Origin of the sequence: Phaeacidiphilus oryzae TH49 (genome assembly GCF_000744815.1) — a bacterium.
In the GTDB taxonomy this organism is placed as follows: Bacteria; Actinomycetota; Actinomycetes; order Streptomycetales; family Streptomycetaceae; genus Phaeacidiphilus; species Phaeacidiphilus oryzae.
This window is the reverse complement of record NZ_JQMQ01000004.1, coordinates 510,550-531,579: the sequence shown is the minus strand read 5'-3', so window position 1 is coordinate 531,579 and position 21,030 is coordinate 510,550. Positions and strand designations below refer to the sequence as shown.

Here is a 21,030-nt window from a genome sequence, read left to right as displayed (position 1 = left end):
CGGGTCTGAGCGAAGGTGAGGTGTCGCGGCATCGGCGGACTGCACCTGTGGGCCGGTCGGCCCCGGGAGCGGCTAGTGCAGGTCCGTGAGCCGTTCGTCAGCCCAGGGCGGCCAGGAGGGTTTTGAGTTCGATCTGTTGCTGCGCCGGTGCCATCGGCGGGTTCGGGTGGTCGATGCCGAAGGTCTTGAGGACCTTGTCCATCTGGGCGTCGATGGAGGTCCAGCCGGTGCCGTCCAGGGGCTGGAGGGAGGACTGGTCGGCGTCCCACAGGTCGCGTAGTGACTGGGCCGCCTTGTGGGCGCCGGACGTGTCTCCTGCGCGGGTGTCCTTGAGGGAGGTGGTGGCGAGGGAGCGCAGCGCCTGGACCTTGGCGATGGGGAATTTCTTCACGGCCTGGCCGGGCGCGAGCTGCACGGTGGAGGTGGTGTCGGTCTCGGGTGCCGGCCCCACGTGCGGCTGGGCGTGGGCCCAGGCGAGCAGGACCGTGGTGGCGACGGCGAGAAGCCCGAAACCGGCAAGCGCGACGCGCTCTCTGCGCGGATCGGTGGCCGCCTGGGAAGCGTGGGTCGCCTCATAGGTCTCGGTCACGTCCGAGCGTGTCACCGTGAGGTAGACGACGGTCGCCAGGATCAGCCCGAGGAAGATCAGACTGGTGGTGAAGGTACCCAAGGCAAGGCCGGTGGGATCGCCCGGGTTCTGGGCGACCTTCGGCGATGCGAGCCAGTCGCCGATGTTGGCGCCCAGGGGGCGGGTGAGGATGTAGGCGAGCCAGAAGGACAGCACCGGGTTCGCGCCGAAGCGCCACAGCGCTGTGATCGCCGCGATCAGGGCGAGCGGCAGCAGCACGGAGACGCCCGGGCTCCAGCCGGACAGCTCCAGGGTCCAATCGCCGGTCGCGGTCCCGAGCGCGAAGGTGACGAGGACGGAGAGCCAGTAGAAGGACTCCCGCGAGGGTGTGGTGACCGAGTGGATCGACAGGGTGCGCTCTCGCAGCCACCACACGCCGAACACCACCGCGAGCAGCACCGAGAAGACCGCGGAACTGATCCACAGCGGAACGTTCAGCTGATCCGTCAGGATGTCGGTGTACAGGGTGCCAGTGACGCTCACGACGACAACGGTCAGCCAGTACGGGAACGGTACGTACCGCTTCAGGCGCAACTGGACGGCGAGGGCCACCGCGAAGACCGCAGTGAAGAGCCAGGCCGTGTTCACCAAGCCGACGCCCAGCTGCATGTTGATCCAGTCGGCGAAGCTCTCACCGACCGTGGTGCACAGGATCTTGATCACCCAGAACCAGACGGTGACCTCAGGGACCTTGTTGAGCATGAGCCGCCCGCGGCGCGTGCGGGCTTCGGTCGTCGTTGTCATGAAGTGAGGTTTGCGCTCGGAACCTGCACGCAACCTGACTACGTGGCCGGGGCAGTCGCCTGAGCGGCCGGAAGCGTCACCTGAACGTGGCCGTGGCCATCCGCCCACGCGCGGACCTCCGCACCGGCCGAGGCGGCGATTCGCCGGACCACCGGCAGCCCGAGCCCGTATCCCGCGCCGCCGGTCACGCCCGCCTCGAAGACCCGGTCGACCTCACCGGGATCGAACCCGGGACCGTCGTCGCGGACATCGACCACGACGTCCCCGCCCTGGGGTCGGGCGGTGATCCACACGCGCGACCGCGCATGCCGGAGGCCGTTCTCCAGGAGAGGCGACAGAAGCGACACGGCGACGTCACCCGCAACGGCGACCTCGACTCCCGCGGGGCAGTCGACCTCGACCGCGCGGCCGGCGATCGCCTTCAACGCGACGGCGCGCAGATCGCACCGGTTCCCGGCGTCTATCCGCGCCCGAGCGGCGCCCAGAAGCGTCGTGATCGCCGAGTTGAGGCGGTCGACCTCGGCCAGCACCACTGCCGGCGCCACGGGCTCGCCGTACAGCTGCGCCATCTGCGCCTCGGCCCGCAGGACCGTGAGCGGTGTCCGCAGCTCGTGGGCGATCTCGTCGGTGAGCCGGCGCTCGTCCGCCAGCGCGCTGTCGACGCGTGCCAGCAAGTGGTCCAGGGTCTGTGCCAGTTCCCCGAACTCGTCACGGGGGACGCCGAGATCGAAGCGGCGTCCGGGTTCGCGATGACCCCAGTCATCAGCGAGAGCGGCCATCTCGTGCACGATCCGCAGCGCGCGGCGCACCACGAGGTGGGCGACGGCGCCGGCGAAGAGGATCGCCAGACCGCCCAGGATCAGGGACAAGGTCAGACTGTGCTGCTCGGAGGTCTCGTAGGGCGTGAGGTCCACGCGGACGATCGCCATGACGTGGTGGCCATCGATCGGGATCTGCTGCGCATAGAGGAGATACCGGTCGACTGTGGCCGTCTGTGCTCGTTCTGAGCCGGCCAGCGCCTCGACCGGCCCGATCATGCGCGTGGGTACGTTGCCGTCGACCAGGCGGCCGTCGGCGTACACCCAGACAACCTCGTCCAGCGCCTCGCTGCCGTTCTCCGTCAGCACGACTCGGCCGCCCGCGGTGGCGGTGACGTTCGCCGCGACGGCCTCGGCGCGGGTGCGCGCCAGTTTGTGCGCGTCCGCGTCCGTCACCCGGCTCAGGAGCACGTGCGAAACCACGACCAGTATCGCCACCACGGCGGTCGCGATCAGCACGGTGAGCGCGACAATCCTCGAGCGGAATCCCGTCACTGCCATCGGTAGCCCACGCCGCGAACCGTCGCCAGACGCTCGGCCACACCCAGAAGACCGAGCTTGGTACGCAGCCGTCGCACAAAGGAGTCGAGGGTGTTGTCGCTGACCTGGGCCCCGAGCGGCCAGCCGGCGGCGACAAGGGCGTGACGGCGCACCGCCTCGCCCTGCCCGGCGATGAGGCGGCCCAGGAGCCGGAACTCAGTCGGGGTCAGGCCTTCGCTCACCGAGTTGTAGGTCACCACGTGCTTGGCCGGGTCAAGGATGACCTCACCCGCTGCGGGCGGCGCGGCGGCCCGCCGCAGTAGCGCGCGGATACGGACCAGGAGTTCCGGGATGTCGAAGGGTTTGGTCAGGTAGTCATCGGCACCCGCTTCGAAGCCGCCTACTTTGTGATGCAGACCGTCCATGGCGGTGAGCATCAATACCGGCGCGTCGACGCCGCGTGCCCGAAGCGCCAGGCAGACGTCCCTGCCATCGGCGTCCGGGAGTCCTAGATCCAGGACGACGAGCTGGGGTGCGGGTTCGAGCTGCCGCAGCAGGCTGCCGGCCGTGGCGGCGACGCAGACTCTGTGGCCGTCGCGCTCCAGGGCGCGCTTGAGAAGACCGCGGACGGTCGCGTCGTCTTCGCACACCATGAGGAGAGCCACGCCATGACCCTAGACACTCCCGCTCCCGATCTCCATTCTCCCCGATCAGTCGCACGACAGTCGCTGGTAGCACACCACCCCCAGGCAAGCTGCGCGTGAAGCTGCGACGACCGACGGGAACGCCTCCAGCACCCTTCGACGTCGATGACGCCCCACGTCTCCACCTCGCGCAGGCCCGGCTACGGCTGCTCCGTGATCGAACTCGCGGAGTGTTGCGCAAAGCACCTTCCGCAGGTCCCAACGGGCTGTGGCGGCACGGCGCGCGGCGGCGCGCCTGAGTTCGGCCCGCTACTACTGCGGAGGGCGCCCCTGGTCCGGGGGCGCGGGCCGGGCGTCGCGTTCCTGAGCGCCGGTCAGCAGACGCTTGCGCAGGGCCGGCTGGGCCGCGCATTCGACGCCGGTCCAGGCCATCGCGATCGCACCGTCCAAGACCGCGCGGTCGGCGCCGGGCGTGGCGCTGGCGGCAGCGAACTCTGCCGTGTGCTGGCGGGCGCCGGCCGTGTCGAAGCCGATCGTGGGATGGATGGCCGGGACGAGTTGGGAGACGTTGCCCATATCGGTGGAGCCGGTGCGGTGGGGCGTGCGGTCGACGTTGCGGCCCAGCTCCTCCGCGGCCGCGGCGTAGAGCTCGCTCAGCTCCCCGTTCTGGCGGAGCTCGGCGAAGTCCCGTCCGTTGGGGGCGATCTCCAGCTCGGCACCGGTGGCCACCGCACCGGCCTCGAAGCAGGCCCGGACGCGCGTTTGGATGTCGCGGAGCCGGGCCAGGGAGTCGGCACGGACCTCGTAGAGCGCGGCGGTGTGCGCGGGGATGACGTTCGCTGCCTGACCGCCGTCGGTGACGATCCCGTGGACCACCGCGTCCCTGGGCAGCTGCTGGCGCAGGAGGCCGAGCGAGGTCTGGGCCACGGTGAGGGCGTCCAGGGCGTTCACCCCCTCCCAGGGGGCCGCCGCGGCATGCGCCGGCCGTCCGGTGTAGGAGATGTTCCAGGAACCGATGGCCAGCGACTGTCCATGCACCTGGTCCTCGGCGTCGGCGTGCGCCATCATCGCCGCGCCGACCCCGTCGAAGACACCCGCCTCGATCAGGTACGCCTTGCCGCCGCCGTCCTCCTCGGCCGGGGTGCCTATCAGCCGGACGGTGATATCGAGTGCGTCGACCACGGCGCTCAGCGCCAGCGCCGCGCCGGTGGCCGCAGCTGCGTTGACGTTGTGGCCGCAGGCGTGGCCGAGCCCGGGCAGCGCGTCGTACTCAGCGCAGAAGGCGATCACCAGATCGCCGGCTCCGAAGCGCGCGTCGAAGGCGGTCGGCAGTCCCCCGGCCCCGCGCTGCACCGTGAAACCGGCCTTCTGCGCCAGGGACGCGATCGCCGCGGCCGATCGGTGCTCCTGGAAGGCGAGCTCCGGCTCGGCGTGCAGGCGGTGACTCAACGCGATGAGGGAGCCGTTGAGCTCGCGAGCGCGCTCTTCAACCTGGCGGCGCAGCTCGGCCGTACTGGACTTCATAGGGTGACTCCTCGTCAGTTCGTCTTTCGGGGCAGCCAGCCGGCCGCCACCGCGGCGGCCGCGCCGACCAGGCCGCAGATCACCCAGGCCGTGCTGTAGCCGCCGAGCTCCACCCTGTCGGCGGCATCGGCGTGTGCGCTCAATGTGGCGCTCACCAGTGCGGCACCGACCGCCCCGCCGAGGGAGAGCACCAGTTCGTTCACCCCTGCCGCGGTCGCCGTCTCAGACGTGGGCACGGCCTCCACCGAAAGGGCCCGGGTCGCCGATTCGAAGACGCCCATGGCGATCCCGACCAGCGCTGATGTCACTACCCAGCCCGTCAGTGTCCTGTACAGCAGTGCCAGTCCGCCGAAGCCCACCAGCGCCGCCAACCCGCCGATCGCCACCGTCACGCGGTCGCCCAGCAGCCGCAGAGCCCGCGGCGTGAGCAGCGAGGCGGCCATCCCGGTCGCCGACAAGGGCAACAAGGCGAAGCCGGTCGCCAGCGAGCCCAGTCCAAAGCCGTATCCGGCGGTGTGCGGGGAGGCGCCCAGAAAGGTGGAGTTCGCGCCCAGGGTGCCGAGGGTGCCGAAGGACAGGCAGAAGGTCACCACCGACAGCAGCGCCACCCGGCGGTTGCGGAACATCCGGACGTCCACCATCGGCCGCTCGGCTCTCAGCTCTGCGAATGGCCAGGCGGCAGCCGCCAGTACACCGATCGCGGCACTGATCAGTGTGGCGGAGGACGCCCAGCCCCAAGCGGGGCCCTGGGACAGCGCCAAGGTGATCCCGATCAGTCCCACCGAGAGGAGGGCACACGGCAGCAGGGGGAATCCCTGACCGACCGGTTCCGAGCGTTCGGCGGGGATCAGCAGACAGGCCGTGAAACCCAGTACCCCGACGACGGCCCCGGCCCACAGCCCGAGCACCGGGCTGACCGCGGCCACCGCACCGGCCGCCACCCCGGCCACCCCGACTGCCGCCAGCAGCACCCCCGCCAGGGCGCCGATCCCGCGCCGGACCCCCGCGTCGCCCGCGCGGTCCCGCAGGATTCCGATCATCAGCGGCATGAAGCCCACCACGCCGCCCTGCAGCAGCGCCCCCAGCGCGATGCCGCCCAGCGACGGCCACACCGCCATCAAAAGCGAGCCGAAGGCCACCATCGCCACTGACAGCCTCAGCACCTTCCGGTAGCCGTGGTTGTCGCCCAGCCTGGACAGCACGGGGGTGAACACCGTCATCCCGACCTGTTGCACCACGTAGATCCAGGACAGCTGGACGACACTGATCCCGTGCTGGGAACCGACGGTCGGCAGCACCGGATACAGATACTGCTGGGTGAAGCCGCTGACGACCTCGACGACGGCCATCGAGCCGAGCATCGGACCTACGCCGAGCCCCCTCTGGCCGGAGGAGACGTCTCTGGGCGGGTCGATGGTTTCGGGCATGGCAGCTCTCCTCGGAGATCTCTGGGGCGGGGGCCGGGGCAGGCATGAAAACGCAGACCACTCAGGAGCGCAGCCGGGGGACCCCGCCGCGCAGCGCCAGGTCCACCAGCTCATCGGCCTGGGACGCCAGGAAGACGTCCCGGCGGACCTCGCTGCGGAACTGGACGACTCCCGACCATGTGTCGATCAGCAGATCCACGTCGGTGTCGGAGGGGAGGTCACCGCGTGCGATCGCCCGCTGGACGACGGCCCGGGCATCCAGCCGGCGCGGCGCGATCACCTCGCGGCGGAAGCGCTCCATCACCGCGGGATCACCCATGTTCGCCCACAGGGCGGGCAGGACGCGGCTGCCCTCCTCCTGCACATCGCGGAGGATCAGCTCGAACAGGCGGCGCAGTTCGGCCCGGCTGTCGCCGAGCTCGGGCACGGTGTCCATCCGGGCGTCCCGGATGAGGAGCTCCCCCACCAAGGCGGCCTTGTGCGGCCACCGGCGGTAGATGGTCTTGCGCGTCACCCCGGCCCGCTTGGCGACCTTGTCGACGGTCAGCTCCAGATAGCCGAGCTCCGTAAGCAATTCGGCGACGGCGTCCAGCACCTTGCGCTGCGCGTCGCCCGACGCGCTCTCCCTGCCCATGGCCGTTCAACCTAGAGGGCGCCCACGGGCCCCGTCAACGCTTTCAGGTAAACATGGTGTTCCCCCATCAGGGCCTGCCATACAGTCATCGGAGCCGATGGGGGAACACTCTGTTTACCCGATCCTTCCGCCCGCAGGGCTGTGCGGGCGGTCAGCGCTCACCCCAAGCGGCCGAGGGCCGGCACGCGGACGTTCTCGCTCGGGAGCGGCGCTTTTCGCTTAGTGATCACCTGCTGGACTCGGCTGCCCGGACGACCATGCCCGAGACTAGAAGGTGACCACGGTGGCGTGTTCGAGTGTGAAGCGCAGGAACTCGTCTCGGGCAACCCGCAGATTGAGCCCGCGCCGTGCGAGTTCGGCTTCGACTCCCTCGGCACGGGCTGCGTTGACGCAGGCCCCGACAAGGACACCGTCGGCGATCAACTCGTCGATCTGACGGTTGTAGGTGGCGCTTGCCACGGAGGCATCCCCGTCCGTGAGACGGCGCTGGGCCGGCCCGAAGCAGAAGACCTCGACGCTGCTGCCCTGGTCCGGCGCGACCTCATGAATGCGCTGGGCTACGCGGGTTCCTGTGGCGATCGAGTCATCGTCGTCGTGGAACACATGGATGACGGTCTTGAGCATCTAGCACGCCCTCCGGTCGTTCGGACTGGTCGGGCGACCGTATCAATCATCTCGAATAACAGGACACAACATCTTGCATGTTGATACAACCTGCGTGACACCCCCATCACCTCGGGAGTGCAGCACTCCTGATGAGGCCAAGGCGCCGGACCGGCTTTTCGAGACGCCGTTCCAGCAGCCCGTCGGGTGTGCCAACTCAGTCGTTGCAGAGTCCCATGGACACCGACGCCGCACCCCGCGTCCTCGTCATCGGGCTCGATCCGTATCGGGTGCCCGGGCCGTGGGATCCCGAGCCGGCAGCCCAGGCGATCGAGGAGGGGCTGAACAAGTTCGCCGAACACGGCGTGGGCGCGGAGACCTGCCTGTTCGGCCTCGATGGAAGTGACGACGTGGAAGCGGTCGTCGGGAAAGCACTGCGAGCCCACCGGTGGGAGTGTGTCACCGTCGGCGGTGGCCTGCGGCACTCAGACGATCAGGTCGCTCCTCGAGCTAGTGATCAACCTGATTCGGCGCCACGCACCCGATGCGGCCATCGCCTTCAACAGCAGCCCAGCCACCACCTACGAGGCCGCCGCCCGTTGGATCGAGTGACGGCGACAAACCACGCGGACCGGAGCCACGCCACGTCCTGACTCGTCGTCGGGACACTCGACGAAGTGGCCGCGCTCGAAGTCGACGGCGATCTTCGGGTGACGATGTCGCAGACCGGACCGGTCCGCCAGGAGTCAGCCACTGCTATCCGGAGCCGAGGGGGTAGTTATCCCGGATGAGCCGGCCGATCTCCTCGCGGACGGACAGAAGGTCTCGCAACGATTCGTCCAATTCGTCCAGCGTGCGCTGCAGTTCCTCAGCCGAGATGCCGGGGTCGCGCAGGCTCTCGACGAATTCGTCTCGATGTTGCAGCACCCAGGCCGCACGGCCCGCGACCGCCGTCTCGTACGCCTCGAGGACCTCCGGGCAGTAGATCCGCATCATGCTGCGCAGGGTGCGGCGCGCTTCGGCGCGACTCCGCGATCCACGCCACCGCCGCAGCCACGGAACGGCCGGCTGGAGGAGCCGGTCCGCATCCGCCGTGATCCGTTCGATGAACCCCCGATGCAGGCGCATCCGGTGGTCTGGCGCCATTTGAGGAGGGCCGCCACGATAGAACCATGGCGAACCGGTCAAGCGGGCATCGAGGGCGTACTCGACGGCGTGATTGCTCTCCTCAGCGGCGGCACACCATTCGTCCAGCACGGTGAAGAGCTCCATCAGCGCCTCGCGGGCGCCAGGCCATCCTTGCGCGGGCGGCGTGGCCTTCCTGATCACCTCGGCGATGCTCGCTCCGAGCTTCGCCACACTCGCCGCCTCGGCACCTGTGACCACGCTTCCCCCTTATGAGACCGACCCGCTGGCAGCTTGGACCCGCGCCAGGCCGGCTGTCCACGGTCGCTCGGAACTCGGCTCCCAGGAGGGGTCGCGGAGTAGTACGCGGCGGGTCCGCCCCCGGCACGGCCTTCTGACGTCGAGGCGGTCCACGGCCGGGGCCCCGGAACTGTGCTCCGGGGCCCCGGCCGCCGTGTCCCGCGCTCCGCGCTCCGCCGGTCAGTTGTAGCTGGTCAGATAGCCGACGGTGCTGCCTGAGCGGACCGTGGGGCCGGTGCCGTCGATGACGTGGTCGATGGTGCCGACGCCGCCCAGGGAGACGGTGACCATGTCGTGCCACTGCACCCCGGAAACGGTGGGCGAGGTGAACGCGTTGGCTGCGGCCACGCCGGAGTTCGCGCTGAAGTAGCAGTAGACGCCGAGCCCGTAGCCCTGGAAGCCGGTCACCGAGCCGGCGAGGGCGATCGAGGGGTAGCCGTCGGACGAGCCGTCCATCCAGCTGGCCTGGTCCGGCGGGTCGTAGGGCATCTCGCTCTGGTAGAAGTAGTCGGCTCCGCCGTCGCCGTTCCACTGGGTCTGGACGGCCTGGTAGTGCTCGACGGCAAGGCCGTACATGGTCACGCGGGCGCCGTTGACCACCAGTCCGTTGGCGGCGGTGTTGGTGTTCCAGCCGACCGTGCCGCTGTTGCCGTGGTCGGCGCGCCACAGCCACAGGTCGTCGCCGATCACGTCGGAGCTGTTCACCTCCAGGGTCTCGGTGGCCCTGCCGACCGTCGCTCCCCCGATCCGGGCGAAGACGTCGGAGAGCACGGTCGGGTCGCCGGCGTGCGAGGCGCTGGAGCCGTTCGGGCCGATCTCCACCAGCACCGGGGAGTTGGTGGTGCCCGCGTCGAAGAGCAGGCCGCCGATGCGGACGCCGTTCACGTCCGCCGTCTTCAGGACGGTGTCGCCGTTGTCGGAGACCAGCGTGGCCAGGCCCAGGCCGAGGACGACGGTGTCCGGGTCGGTGGCGTCGAGGGTGCCGTCGATCTGGTAGACGCCCGGGGTGAACAGCAGGTCCTTGCCCGCGGCGAGCGCCGAGTTGAGCTGGTCGGCCGTGTCGCCGGGGGTGGCGATGTAGAAGTCGCCGATCGGCAGCGAGGTGCCTGGGGTGTCGCCGTTCGCCCAGGACACCCCCTGCGAGCCGGTCCGGGTACCGGGGACGAAGACGTTCCAGTTCCCTGAGCCGTCGACGTAGGGGTAGGGCTTCTCGTCCACGGTCGGGGTCTGGCCGACCGTGGTGTCGGGCGGGCTGGGGAAGCTCTGCGCGGGCGCGCCGCCGGTGCCGACGAAGACCATGTTCCAGTTGGATCCGGTGTAGCCGCCGAACCGGTCGTTGCGGTAGAGGAACTGCTGCTGGGTGCCGGAGTCGACCTGCCCGGTGACCACCGAGTCGCCGAGGAAGCCGCCGGAGGACCAGTTGCTGGTGGTGTTCCCCGAGGTGTCGTCGTCCAGCACCAGGTTGCCGTCGATGTTCACCCGGCGCATCGGCGAGGCCTGGGAGACCGCCCACTCGGTGGAACCGGAGGACGGGTCGATGGTGATGTTCTCCACCCCGCGCCAGAAGTTCTGGGTGGCGTTGCCGTTGCTCCAGGCCGCGTCGGCGTGGATGCCGCCCCCGGTGATCACGGTCTGCGAGGGGTTCTGGCCGAGGCCCACCACCTCGGTGTAGAAGCCGACCGGGACCGACACGTCGTACGTCCCCGGCTCGAACATCAACTCGTAGCGCTGGTTACCGAACTGGTTCGACTCCTGGGTCGCGTAGACGGCGTCGATGTCGTTCTGGATCGTGGTGGTCGACATGGAGGTGTCGAAGACGTAGACGTTCGGGCCGAGGGCCGGGGTGTTGCCGGGCGCGGTGGCGGTGGGCAGGGTCCAGGTCTGGTTGGCGGTGCCGGCGCAGCTCCAGATCTGCGCCTGGGTGCCGGAGCCGCCGTACCCGGTGTCGTCCAGGCACTTACCGGAGTCGGGGTTGACCAGCTCGCCGTCCGACCGCGGCTGCCAGACCTGGGCGACCGTCCCGTTGCAGGTGTAGAGGTCCACCGCGGTGCCGTCGGCGGTGCCGGCCCCGGCGACGTCCAGGCACTTGCCGAGGGTGCGGAGGGTGCCGTCCGAGGCCACGGTCCACTGCTGCGCCGCGGTCCCGTTGCAGGTGTAGACCTGCACAGGGTTGCCGTCGGCCGTGGAGGCGGAGCGGTCGTCCAGGCACAGGCCCTGGTAGCCGACGATCGCGCCGGCGGGAGTGGCGTTGGGCGTGGTGCCGGGCTTGGCGTTGGGCGTTGCGGCGGGTCTGGCGGCGGCCTGCGCGTGCTGCGGGGTCAGGGCGTTGAACGCGGCGAGGAGCAGGGCCGCCACGGCGAGGACGGCAGCCAGGCGCGCCCGCGCTCCCGCCCGGCTGCCGGCGCGGGCGCCGGCGCGCGCGCCGATACGCACGCCGCCGCGCGCGCCGATACGGCCGCTCACGGCAGGGTCCAGATCTGGTTGGCGGTGTCGGCGCAGCTCCAGATCTGCACCTGGGTCCCGGAGCCGCCGTACCCGGTGTCGTCCAGGCACTTGCCGGAGTTGGGGTTGACCAGCTCGCCGTTGGACTGGTGCTGCCAGACCTGGGCGGCGGTGCCGTTGCAGCCGTACAGGTCGACCTTGGTGCCGTTCGCGGTGCCCGCCGCGTCCACGTCCAGGCACTTGCCGAGGACCCTCAGCGTGCCGTCCGAGCCGGCGGTCCACTGCTGGGCGCCGGTCCCGTTGCAGGTGTAGACCTGGATCGGGTTGTAGTCGGCGGTGCTCGCCGACTGGTCGTCCAGGCACAGGCCCTGGTAGCCGGTGATCTGCCCGGTGCCCGTCCCGGTGCCGCCGCCACCGCCGCTGCTGCTGCTGCCGGTGATCGCGTTGAAGAGGGACGAGTACTGGTAGCCGGTCGGCTTGTCGTAGCCGTCCACCTCCCAGAAGGACAGCTCGCCGACGCCCTTGGCGGCGGCGAAGCTCTCCAGCGTGGCGGCGTCCGAGGTGGAGAAGTACTCGTTGTCGTCGTTCTGCCCGGCGATCGGGGTCAGGCCCATCATCCCGTAGGCGGCGGAGGTCGAGATCCCGTACAGGCCGGCCAGCTGCGAGGCAGAGGCCTGGGCGGCCGACTCGGCGTCCGCGAGGGCGTTCTGGCCGTCGCCGAAGTCCATGGTCATCAGGTTGACGGTGGTGACCTTCACCCCCTGCGAGCGCGCGTCCTGCAGCAGCGCGTACTCGGAGCCACTGCCGGTGGGCAGTCCGTCCGGGGCCACTGCCAGGGTGAAGTCCACCTGTACGGACGGGTCCTCGGCCTGCAGAGCGGCCAGTGCCTGGTCGCGCCGGGTGGTGGCGGCGGTGTCGGAGAGGACGCCGCCCTCGATGTCGAAGTCGAGCCGCGTCACGCCGTAGGTGTCGACCACGTTCTTGTACGCGGCGGTGAGCGAGGAGACGCTGGTGCAGGTCTGCGCGAGCTCTCCGCCGGAGGCGCCGCCGAAGGAGACGATGACGTTGCCGCCGGACGACTGGAGCGAGCTGATCTGCGACGAGAACGCGCCGACTCCGGAGCCGTCGTCCTCCCACTCCGGCGTGCAGCCGGACTTGGGGATGAGGAAGGCCAGGGTGTAGTCCTTCAAGCCGGTCGCGGACTGGTCCGCGGCCATGTCGCCGGCGTCGGAGGAGGAGATCTGCAGGTACGGCGCGGCGTAGTGGGCGGGGAAGGCGCCGCCCGCCGCGGCGGCCGGCGTCGAGCCGGTGAAACCGAGGCCGAGGCCGGCCAGGACGGCGGCCAGCGCGGCGCCGGGTACTCGGACCCGGCGCGCCGACTTCGTGGGACGCATGTGGGGGATCCCTTCGGTCGCATCGTTTCTGAAACAACTTCAGAAACAGGGGTGCCAGCGATTGCAGCAGTGCGCTCGAATGGCGTCAACGGGCTGCGGATGACTGGTACAGACCAAAATGCATCGTTACGGGGAAGTGATGAAACAGAGCTCTGTTTCGAAGGGCGACGAGGCGGGCGGCCGGGTCACGGTGCGCGCGATCGCCGCGCAGACCGGGCTGTCCATCGCGACCGTCTCCCGGGTGCTGAACGGCGCGGACGGCGTCGCGCCCGCCACCCGCGAGCGGGTACGGCAGGTGGTGGACCGGCTCGGCGGGCGCGCGCCGGAGCCGCGGCCGCGGGCCCGCGGGCCGGAGTCGCGGCTGCCGGTCTTCGTCCGCTGCCCCTACCTGCTGACCGACTACTTCGGGCACATCGTGACCTCGGTCGCCGAGACGCTGGCCCTGCGCGGCCGGGCCATGCTGCTCGACGCGGGGGACGCGGTGGTCGGCTCGACGGCGCTCCGCGAGCTGCCCGGCCGGCGGGACGTCCGCGGCGCGGTGCTGATCCTGCCGCCCGAGCCGCGCGCCGATCTGGAGGCGCTGGCCGCGCGCGGCTACCCGTTCGTGGTGATCGATCCGCGGGTCACCGTGCCGCGCGGCACGATGTCGGTCTCGGCGGCGCACTTCTCCGGCGCCCGCGCCGTCACCCGCCTCCTGGTGGAGCTCGGCCATCGCCGGATCGGCCTGATCACCGGGCCGGCCGCCTGGCACTCCCGGGACGACCGGGTGGGCGGCCACCTCGCGGCGCTCTCGGAGGCCGGTCTGCTCGGCGATCCCGGGCTGCTGCGCCATGGCGAGCCCGCGACGGAGACCGGGCTGCGGGCGGGTGGCGAACTGCTCGACCTCGGTCCGCGGCCGACGGCGGTGGTCTGCTACAACGACAAGGTCGCCGTCGGCGTGCTGGAGGCGGCCAGGGAGCGCGGGCTGCGGGTCCCCGAGGACCTGTCGGTGACCGGCTTCGACGACATCGACGTCAGCCGGGCCGCCTCCCCCCGCCTGACGACGGTCCGCCAGCCCCTGCTGGAGATGGGCAGGACCGCCGTCACGATGCTGATGCGCCAACTCGACGGCCATGCCCACGAGGCGGTCAGCATGGAGCTGGCCACCCGGCTGATCGTCCGGGAGAGCACCGGCCCCGCGCCCGCCGACGGGGCTTAGCGGGACATCGACCACCGCGCGTCAGGCGGCGCCGCGGGTGGTCTACCGGGCAGCGGACCCGGCAGCGGCCCGGTCAGCGGACCCGGCAGCGGCCCGGTCAGCGGACCCGGCAGCGGTCCCGGCAGTGGCCGGGGAGGCGGCCCAGACGTCGGTGACGACGGGGTGGGGCCGGCCCGGAGGGCGCCGGCGCCGCCCGCGTAGTTCTCGTCCACCTGGGCGGCCTCCGCGGCCGAGGGGACGGCGTTCGTACAGGAGGGGCCCGGACCGTGACCGGACATCAGCTCGGAGCAGGGCCCGCTGTAGTCGTCCGGGAGGCCGAAGATGTGCCCGGTCTCGTGGGCGGTGACGCGGGTGGCGTCGTAGCCCTGGTCCAGGGCCTGGCTTCCGAGGTCGACCTCGCCCTTGGCGCCGCCGGGGACGATCGGCCCGAGGGTGGTCTGCGGCCAGCCGTCGGTGGCCACATAGGTGTAGTCGGCCGAACCGGGCGAAGCGGCCTTCTGCAGGTGGACGTTGTGGACCGCGGCGTTCCAGTTGGCCACGGCCTGGTCGATCGCGCTCTCCCAGGTGGCTCCGGCCTGACTGTCGTCGTAGGTCAGGGTGACCACGGCGGCCCCCGGCCGCGCGGCGGCCTGCGCGGAGTCCGCCGAGGCGACTCCGAGAGTGGCCGCCAGCACGACCGGAACCAGTGCCGCGGCGGCGGCTAGGCGATTGCTCATAAGGCTGATGCGCCTCCTTGGTTGTCTGCGCTCGAACCGTCCCTTCTTACCACGGACATGACAACTTGTGAGGAGAGCGTCCCCTCCGCCGCGCGGGCTGGAACGATGTCCCCGGGCGCCGTCCGGCTCCGGAGAACCGCCCGTCACCTCGTCCGTTCGTCCGTCCGCGACCAGCAGAGGAAGTGCATCCGTGTACAGGTACCAGAACCCGGTGATCGGCGGGTTCCACCCCGACCCGAGCGTGTGCCGGGTGGGGGACGACTACTACCTCGTGTGCTCCAGCTTCGAGTACTTCCCCGGTCTGCCGATCTTCCACAGCAAGGACCTCGTCCACTGGGAGCAGATCGGCAACGTGCTCGACCGGCAGGAGCAGCTGCCGCTGCCCTTCCCCGGCGCCAAGGCGTCCGGGGGGCTCTACGCGCCCACGATCCGCCACCACGACGGCCGTTACTGGGTGATCAACACCAACATCGACGGCGGCGGCAACTTCGTGGTCACGGCCGAGCGGCCCGAGGGGCCGTGGAGCGACCCGGTCTGGATCGACCTGGAGGGCATCGACCCGGATCTGGCCTGGGAGGAGGACGGCACCTGCTGGTGCGCCTTCTCCGGGCCCGCGGGCGGTATCAACCTGGCCAGGATCGACCCGGTCGAGGGCGAGGTGCTGGAGGGACCCTTCGCCACCTGGTCCGGCAGCGGGCTGAAGTACCCCGAGGCCCCGCACCTCTACCGGATAGGCGACTGGTGGTACCTGCTGATCGCCGAGGGCGGCACCGAGCGCGGGCACAGCGTCTCCATCGCCCGCAGCCGCTCGCCGCGCGGCCCCTGGGAGGGGGCGCCGGCCAACCCCCTGCTGTCGCACAGCGGTACCGCCCGGTCCATCCAGAACACCGGCCACGGCGACCTGGTGGAGGCGCCGGACGGCGGCTGGTGGATGGTGCTGCTCGGCGTCCGTCCCCGCGGATTCACCCCGGACGTCCACGTCCTCGGCCGCGAGACCTTCCTGACCCCCGTCGAGTGGGACCCGGACGGCTGGCCCGTCGTCGCGCCCGTGCCCGAGACCCATCCGGCACCGGGCGGAGCCTGGCACCCCGTCGAACAGCCGGCGCCCCGGGACGACTTCGACGCGCCGGAGCTCGCGCCGCACTGGATCTCGCCGTTCGCCCGGCCCGCCGGCTCCTGGTCGCTCGGCGAGCGCCCCGGCTGGTTGACCCTCACCGCCACCGGGCCCACCCTCGACCGTCCCGGTTACACCTTCGTCGGCCGCCGCCAGCAGCACCACGACTGCCGGGCCGCGGTGCTGATCGACCCCGGCACCGGACGCGGCGGCCTGGCCGTCCGCCTGGACGAGGCCCACCACTACGCACTGGAGGCGGGGAACGGCGCGGTCGCCGTGGTGGCGCGGATCGGCCCGCTGCGGCAGACCGTGGCCACCCTCCCGGTCCCGTCCGGCCCGCTGACCCTGACCGTGGCGATCCGGACCTCCGACCTCGTCCCCGCCTCCCCCGAACTGACCGACGGCGGGACCACAGGACCGGACACCCTCGCCTTCTGGCTGGGCGATCCGGACGCCCCGGAGGCCCGGCTGCTGGCCGAGCTCGACGGCCGGTACCTCTCCACCGAGGTCGCCTGCGGCTTCACCGGACGCGTCATCGGCATGTACGCCACCGAGGGCACGGTGGCATTCGACCGCTTCGATTACCGGCCGGCTCCGGCCCCGGCCCCCTGAACAGCCCCCTTGCTGGTTAACCTTTCCCCATGTCTCCCCGACCCGCCGGATCGCGCCCGACTCTGTCACTGGTCGCCGAGACCGCCGGTACCAGCGTGCCCACCGTGTCCAAGGTGCTGCGCGGCGGAACCGACGTCTCGGCCGAGACCCGCGCCAAGGTCATGGAGGCGGTGCGGGAGGTCGGCTACACCCGCCGCGGCGGGGCCAAGATCGAGGCGCCGGGGGACGAAGGCGGGCTGCGCAACCTCCTCGACCTGGTGGTCACCCACTTCGAGGGCTCGTGGGCCAATCTGGTGATCGCGGGGGTCGGCCGCGAGGCGGCGGCAGCGGGGCTGGACGTCGTGCTGACGCTCGCCGATCCGGACAGCGACTGGGTGTCCCGCCTCCTGCGGAGGCGCGCCCTCGGCGCCATCGGGGTGCTGGTCGATCCCACCTCGCGGCAGTTCAACGCGCTCTCCGCGGCGGGCGTGCCGATGGTGCTGATCGACCCCATGAGCACGCCGCCGTCCGGCGCGGCGAGCATCGGCGTGGCGAACTGGAACGGCGGCCGGATCGCCGCCGAGCATCTGCTGTCCCTCGGCCACCAGCGCCTGGGGGTCGTCGCCGGCCACGCCCGGCACCTCTACAGCCGGGCGCGCGTCGACGGGTTCCGCGCGGCGGCCGAAACCGCGTCGGCCGGCGGCGCGACGGTGTCCGTTGCCTACGGCGACTGGAACCGGGGCCGAGCGGCGGCGGCCACCCAGACGCTGCTGGAGAAGGACCCGGGGATCACCGCGGTCTTCGCCTGCGCGGACTCCATGGCGGTGGGCGTCTACGACACGCTGCGCGCCCGAGGGCTGCGGGTGCCCGAGGACGTCAGCGTGATCGGCTTCGACGACCTGCCGGAGGCGGACTGGGTCAGCCCCCGGCTGACCACCGTCCGGCAGCCGAGCACCGAGTTGGGCGCCGAGGCGGTCAAGCTCCTGCGGGAGCTCACCCGCGGCGAGGACGAGGGCGTTCGGCGGCCCGCCCGCATGGAGCTGGCCACCGAACTGGTCGTCCGCTCCTCCACCGGGCCCGCCGCGAAGGGCGCGGCCCGGCGCCGGTGAGACGGGCCGCCACCGATGAGGCGCGCCGACGCCGATGAGACGGCCCGCCGCCGACGAGACGGCCCGCCGCCGATGAAGCGGCCCCGGCAGCTGTCGGGCCGCCGCTCACCGCAGGGCGATCGCCGTCCAGGAGACCGGCGGCAGCTCGATGCTCAGCAGGCCGTCGGCGAGAGTCGCGCTCTTGTTCGCGGTCGGGGTCACCCGGTGCTGCTCAGCGAGGGTGTTCCTGGCGTACACGTCGGCGTCGGCGAGGGTGACCGCCTCGGCGACGCGCGAGGAGCCGAGGCCGCGCACGTCGACCGTGACCCGGGCGACCTCGCCCAGGTCGCGGTTGACGAGGAAGACCGCGGCCCGGTCCTCGTCCACCGTGGCGACGGCGTCCACCACGGGCGCCTCGCCGTGCCGCGCCGTCCGGTAGACCGGCGCCTCGATCACCGGGCGGATCACCTCGCCGGCCGCGAGCCGGCTGGTGATCGAGAACGGGTAGAAGGTCGTCTGGCGCCAGGCCGGCCCGCCGGGCTCGGTCATGATCGGCGCGATCACGTTGACGAGTTGGGCGAGCGATGCCGAGGTGAGGCGGTCGCTGTGCTTGAGGAGCGTCATCAGCAGGTTGCCGACGACCACGGCGTCCGCCACCGAGTAGACGTCCTCCAGCTGACGGGGGGCGTGCCGCCACTCGTCGTTGACCTCGGCGGATTTCTGATGCTCCGTCAGATACCAGACGTTCCACTCGTCGAAGGAGACGTTGATCCTCTTCCGGGAGTGCTTCTTGTGCCCGACGTGGTCGGCGGTGGTGACGACGGCGTCGATGAAGTGGTCCATGTCGAGCGCCGAGGCGAGGAACGAGCCGAGGTCGCCGTCGTGCTCCTGGTAGTACGCGTGGCAGGAGACGTAGTCCACGTGCTCGTAGGCGTGCTCGAGCACCGTCCGCTCCCAGTCGCCGAAGGTCGGCATGCCGGACCCGGAGGAGCCGCAGACGACCAGTTCGAGGTCCTTGTCGGCCGCCTTCATCGCCGCGGCGGTGCGGGCGGCCGTCTTGCCGTAGTCGTCCGCGGCCATGTATCCGGTCTGCCAGGGGCCGTCCATCTCGTTGCCCAGGCACCACATCCGCACGTTGTGCGGGTCGGGGGTGCCGTTGGCGATCCGCAGGTCCGACAGGGCCGTCCCCGAGGGGTGGTTGGCGTACTCGAGGAGGTCCAGGGCCGGCAGGATCCCCCGGGTGGCGACGTTGACCGCCAGCATCAGTTCCGAGTCGGTGAGCTTGAGCCACCGGGCGAACTCGTCGAGGCCGACCTGGTTGGACTCCAGCGAGTGCCAGGCGAGGTCGCGGCGCACCGGGCGCTTCTCGCGTGGGCCGACCGAGTCCTCCCAGCGGAAGCCGGAGACGAAGTTGCCGCCCGGGTAGCGGACGGTGGTGCTGCCGAGCTCCCTGACGAGTTCCACGACGTCCATGCGGAACCCCTCCTCGTTCGCGCTCGGGTGCTCCGGCTCGTAGAGGCCGGTGTACACGCAGCGGCCGAGGTGCTCGACGAAGGAGCCGAAGGTACGGCGTCGGACGGGGGCGATGACGGCCTGCCGGTCGAGCTCGATATGGGCGCGGGGCAATTCGGTGGTCCTTCTCTGTGGGTCGGTTCAGCCCTTGACGGCGCCGGTCAGCCCGCCGACGATCCGCTTTTGGAAGATCGAGAAGAAGAGCAGCGCGGGCAGCATGGCGAGGGAGGTGAAGGCGAGGACCTTCGCGGTGTCCGAGGAGTACTGCGAGGAGAACGCCTGGACGCCGAGCGGCAGCGTGTAGTTCGCCTGCGAGTTGAGCATGTACAGGGGCAGCACGTAGTTGTTCCAGCTGCCGATGAACGACAGGATGCCGACGGTCGCCACACCGGGCAGCGACAGCGGCACCCCCATGCGGAAGAAGAAGCCGAGCCGGCTCGCCCCGTCGATGGCGGCGGCCTCCTCGATCTCGTTCGGGATGGCCCTGAGGAACGGCACCAGGATGATCACGGTCGTCGGCAGCCCGAAGGCGATCTGCGGGATGATCACGCCGAGGAGGTTGTCGACCAGGCCGAGGTCCTTGACCACGATGTACAGCGGGGTGATCGCGATGACCATGGGGAACATCAGACCGGCCGCGAACAGCGAGTACATCGCCCCCTTGAGCCTGAAGTCGTAGCGCGCGATGACGAAGCTCACCATCAGGCCGAGGACGACGATACCGAGCGTGCTCGCCAGGGCGACGATGACGGAGTTGGCGAATTCGCCCCAGAACGTCGTCGACCTGAGGACGCCGGCGTAGTTGCCGAGGACCCAGGGGTGCGGGAGGGCGGCCGGCCGGGTGGTGATCTGGGAGTTGGTGCGGAAGCCGCCCAGCACGATGTAGAGCACCGGTGCGACGCAGACCGCGATGAAGAGGAGGGCCACGAAGTAGGTGAGGGGGCTCCCCCACCGCTCCGGCCTGCCGCGGCCCGCGCGGCCCCCGCTAGGCGCCCCCGCCTCGGCGGAGGGGGAGAACCAGGAATCGGCACTCGTCGCGCTCATCGGGCGGCTCCTTCGGTGACGGCGCCCCGGAGGTCGCGGCGCAGGACGAAGCGCTGGTAGAGGAGCGCGACGACGAGCGAGATCAGGAACATCACCACGGCGACCGCGCTGCCGTAGCCGTAGTTCCCGGCGTCGCGGCCCTGGGAGACCATGTAGATCGCCATCGTCGAGGTGCCCGCGGTGCCCGAGACGTACTGGCCCCAGATGATGTAGACGAGGTCGAACAGCTGCAGCGAGCCGATGATCGACAGGAACGCCCAGATCCGGATGGTCGGGCCCAGCAGCGGCAGGGTGATCCGCCGCTGGATCTGCCAGTAGGAGGCACCGTCGAGCTGGGCGGCCTCGAAGAGCTCGTCGGGGATCGACTGGAGCCCGGCGAGCATCAGGATCACCGCGAAGCCGATGTACTTCCACGAGATGAGGGCCATCAGGGTCCAGAGGGCCAGCTTCGAGTCGGCCAGCCAGTCGGCCTGCAGGGAGCCCAGGCCGATGTGCTGGAGGAGGTCGTTGAACGCGCCGCCGCGCTGCAGGATCAGACTCCAGCCGGTGCCGACGATGACCTCGGAGATGATGTAGGGCACGAAGATCAGGACGCGGATCAGCGAGCGGCCGCGGATCTTCTGGTTGAGCAGCAGCGCGAGGACGATCGCCACCGGCCCCTGGATGACCAGCGAGAGCACCAGGATCAGCGCGTTGTGCTCCAGCACCTGCTGGAACGCGGGGTCGGTGAGGATCAGCCGGTAGTTGTTGAGGCCGGTCCAGTCGGTGGGCGGGCCGTAGCCGTGCCACCGGTAGAAGCCGTAGTAGGCGGCGAGCGCGACCGGGAAGATCACGAACGCCAGGAACATCAGGATCGCGGGTCCGGACATGACCGCGATCTCGAGTCGCATCCTGGCACGGCCACGGCGGCGTCCGGCCGCTCGCGGCGGGGTCGGGGGCGCGGACTCGGCCGCGCCCCCGACCCGGTGCGTGCCCTGCGACCGGCGGCCGGTGGCCGCCTGGGT

General features: G+C 70.8%; 18 protein-coding genes. 4 read left to right on the top strand and 14 right to left on the bottom strand.

Features of this window, described 5'->3' with window-relative positions:
• Positions 1–97: 97 nt before the first annotated feature.
• The 7 genes from BS73_RS02550 to BS73_RS02520 form a co-directional block, all read right to left on the bottom strand.
• The gene (locus BS73_RS02550) at positions 98–1,372 is read right to left on the bottom strand and encodes a COG4705 family protein (protein ID WP_037568848.1); all 1,275 of its coding nucleotides are present in this window, start codon (positions 1,370–1,372) and stop codon (positions 98–100) included.
• A gap of 38 nt (positions 1,373–1,410) precedes the next feature.
• Positions 1,411–2,649, bottom strand: coding sequence for a sensor histidine kinase (locus tag BS73_RS02545; RefSeq protein WP_037568846.1), 1,239 nt, complete (start codon positions 2,647–2,649; stop codon positions 1,411–1,413).
• A 32-nt stretch (positions 2,650–2,681) separates the two neighbouring features.
• Positions 2,682–3,335 carry a response regulator transcription factor gene (locus BS73_RS02540; RefSeq protein ID WP_037568844.1) on the bottom strand — a complete coding sequence of 218 codons (654 nt, stop codon included), beginning with the start codon at positions 3,333–3,335 and terminating at the stop codon, positions 2,682–2,684.
• A 291-nt stretch (positions 3,336–3,626) separates the two neighbouring features.
• The gene (locus tag BS73_RS02535; protein ID WP_051939141.1) at positions 3,627–4,838 is read right to left on the bottom strand and encodes a M20 family metallopeptidase; all 1,212 of its coding nucleotides are present in this window, start codon (positions 4,836–4,838) and stop codon (positions 3,627–3,629) included.
• Between the two features lie 14 nt (positions 4,839–4,852).
• The gene (locus BS73_RS02530) at positions 4,853–6,265 is read right to left on the bottom strand and encodes an MFS transporter (protein WP_051939139.1); all 1,413 of its coding nucleotides are present in this window, start codon (positions 6,263–6,265) and stop codon (positions 4,853–4,855) included.
• Positions 6,266–6,326: 61 nt separating this feature from the next.
• Positions 6,327–6,899, bottom strand: a complete 573-nt coding sequence (locus BS73_RS02525) for a TetR/AcrR family transcriptional regulator (RefSeq protein ID WP_051939133.1) — start codon at positions 6,897–6,899, stop codon at positions 6,327–6,329.
• A gap of 267 nt (positions 6,900–7,166) precedes the next feature.
• Positions 7,167–7,523 (bottom strand): hypothetical protein, encoded by a 357-nt coding sequence (locus tag BS73_RS02520; protein WP_037568842.1) that lies wholly within the window; start codon positions 7,521–7,523, stop codon positions 7,167–7,169.
• A gap of 215 nt (positions 7,524–7,738) precedes the next feature.
• On the opposite strand from BS73_RS02520, the gene BS73_RS35430 reads away from it, so the two are divergent.
• Positions 7,739–8,155, top strand: coding sequence for a hypothetical protein (locus BS73_RS35430; protein WP_200886615.1), 417 nt, complete (start codon positions 7,739–7,741; stop codon positions 8,153–8,155).
• 103 nt (positions 8,156–8,258) lie between these two features.
• Here BS73_RS35430 and BS73_RS02510 read toward each other — a convergent pair whose 3' ends face one another.
• The 3 genes from BS73_RS02510 to BS73_RS02500 all read right to left on the bottom strand — a co-directional run bounded on the left by BS73_RS02510 (position 8,259) and on the right by BS73_RS02500 (position 12,763).
• Positions 8,259–8,861 (bottom strand): hypothetical protein, encoded by a 603-nt coding sequence (locus tag BS73_RS02510; RefSeq protein ID WP_037568841.1) that lies wholly within the window; start codon positions 8,859–8,861, stop codon positions 8,259–8,261.
• A gap of 246 nt (positions 8,862–9,107) precedes the next feature.
• Positions 9,108–11,390, bottom strand: a complete 2,283-nt coding sequence (locus tag BS73_RS02505; RefSeq protein WP_235215252.1) for a ricin-type beta-trefoil lectin domain protein — start codon at positions 11,388–11,390, stop codon at positions 9,108–9,110.
• Positions 11,387–12,763 (bottom strand): ricin-type beta-trefoil lectin domain protein, encoded by a 1,377-nt coding sequence (locus BS73_RS02500; RefSeq protein ID WP_037568839.1) that lies wholly within the window; start codon positions 12,761–12,763, stop codon positions 11,387–11,389. Before BS73_RS02500 ends, BS73_RS02505 begins: the two co-directional genes overlap by 4 nt.
• A 139-nt stretch (positions 12,764–12,902) precedes the next feature.
• Between BS73_RS02500 and BS73_RS02495 the strand changes: the two genes are divergently transcribed.
• Positions 12,903–13,961: a LacI family DNA-binding transcriptional regulator gene (locus BS73_RS02495; RefSeq protein ID WP_051939126.1), complete on the top strand. Its 1,059-nt coding sequence runs from the start codon at positions 12,903–12,905 to the stop codon at positions 13,959–13,961.
• On the opposite strand, the gene BS73_RS02490 is transcribed toward BS73_RS02495, so the two are convergent.
• Entirely contained in the window at positions 13,958–14,677 is a 720-nt protein-coding gene (locus BS73_RS02490; protein ID WP_063836893.1) for a snapalysin family zinc-dependent metalloprotease, read from the bottom strand. The genes BS73_RS02495 and BS73_RS02490 overlap by 4 nt on opposite strands.
• 190 nt (positions 14,678–14,867) lie before the next feature.
• On the opposite strand from BS73_RS02490, the gene BS73_RS02485 reads away from it, so the two are divergent.
• Entirely contained in the window at positions 14,868–16,403 is a 1,536-nt protein-coding gene (locus BS73_RS02485) for a glycoside hydrolase family 43 protein (RefSeq protein ID WP_037568835.1), read from the top strand.
• A gap of 29 nt (positions 16,404–16,432) precedes the next feature.
• Positions 16,433–17,491, top strand: a complete 1,059-nt coding sequence (locus BS73_RS02480; protein WP_051939123.1) for a LacI family DNA-binding transcriptional regulator — start codon at positions 16,433–16,435, stop codon at positions 17,489–17,491.
• Between the two features lie 105 nt (positions 17,492–17,596).
• Here BS73_RS02480 and arfA read toward each other — a convergent pair whose 3' ends face one another.
• From arfA to BS73_RS02465, 3 genes are read right to left on the bottom strand one after another with little or no spacing between them, the layout of a single operon-like run.
• The gene (gene arfA, locus BS73_RS02475; protein WP_037568833.1) at positions 17,597–19,096 is read right to left on the bottom strand and encodes an arabinosylfuranosidase ArfA; all 1,500 of its coding nucleotides are present in this window, start codon (positions 19,094–19,096) and stop codon (positions 17,597–17,599) included.
• 27 nt (positions 19,097–19,123) lie between these two features.
• Positions 19,124–20,026, bottom strand: coding sequence for a carbohydrate ABC transporter permease (locus BS73_RS02470; protein WP_037568831.1), 903 nt, complete (start codon positions 20,024–20,026; stop codon positions 19,124–19,126).
• Entirely contained in the window at positions 20,023–20,916 is an 894-nt protein-coding gene (locus tag BS73_RS02465) for a carbohydrate ABC transporter permease (RefSeq protein WP_235215251.1), read from the bottom strand. The genes BS73_RS02470 and BS73_RS02465 overlap by 4 nt, the downstream gene beginning before the upstream one ends.
• Positions 20,917–21,030 lie beyond the last annotated feature (114 nt).

Excerpts from the sequence above, each read along its gene's own strand:
- BS73_RS02550 (WP_037568848.1), bottom strand. The coding sequence starts at position 1,372 with ATGACAACGACGACCGAAGCCCGCACGCGCCGCGGGCGGCTCATGCTC.
- BS73_RS02535 (WP_051939141.1), bottom strand. The coding sequence starts at position 4,838 with ATGAAGTCCAGTACGGCCGAGCTGCGCCGCCAGGTTGAAGAGCGCGCT.
- BS73_RS02530 (WP_051939139.1), bottom strand. The coding sequence starts at position 6,265 with ATGCCCGAAACCATCGACCCGCCCAGAGACGTCTCCTCCGGCCAGAGG.
- BS73_RS02525 (WP_051939133.1), bottom strand. The coding sequence starts at position 6,899 with ATGGGCAGGGAGAGCGCGTCGGGCGACGCGCAGCGCAAGGTGCTGGAC.
- BS73_RS02520 (WP_037568842.1), bottom strand. The coding sequence starts at position 7,523 with ATGCTCAAGACCGTCATCCATGTGTTCCACGACGACGATGACTCGATC.
- BS73_RS35430 (WP_200886615.1), top strand. The coding sequence starts at position 7,739 with ATGGACACCGACGCCGCACCCCGCGTCCTCGTCATCGGGCTCGATCCG.
- BS73_RS02500 (WP_037568839.1), bottom strand. The coding sequence starts at position 12,763 with ATGCGTCCCACGAAGTCGGCGCGCCGGGTCCGAGTACCCGGCGCCGCG.
- BS73_RS02495 (WP_051939126.1), top strand. The coding sequence starts at position 12,903 with ATGAAACAGAGCTCTGTTTCGAAGGGCGACGAGGCGGGCGGCCGGGTC.
- BS73_RS02490 (WP_063836893.1), bottom strand. The coding sequence starts at position 14,677 with ATGAGCAATCGCCTAGCCGCCGCCGCGGCACTGGTTCCGGTCGTGCTG.
- BS73_RS02480 (WP_051939123.1), top strand. The coding sequence starts at position 16,433 with ATGTCTCCCCGACCCGCCGGATCGCGCCCGACTCTGTCACTGGTCGCC.
- BS73_RS02470 (WP_037568831.1), bottom strand. The coding sequence starts at position 20,026 with ATGAGCGCGACGAGTGCCGATTCCTGGTTCTCCCCCTCCGCCGAGGCG.
- BS73_RS02465 (WP_235215251.1), bottom strand. The coding sequence starts at position 20,916 with ATGCGACTCGAGATCGCGGTCATGTCCGGACCCGCGATCCTGATGTTC.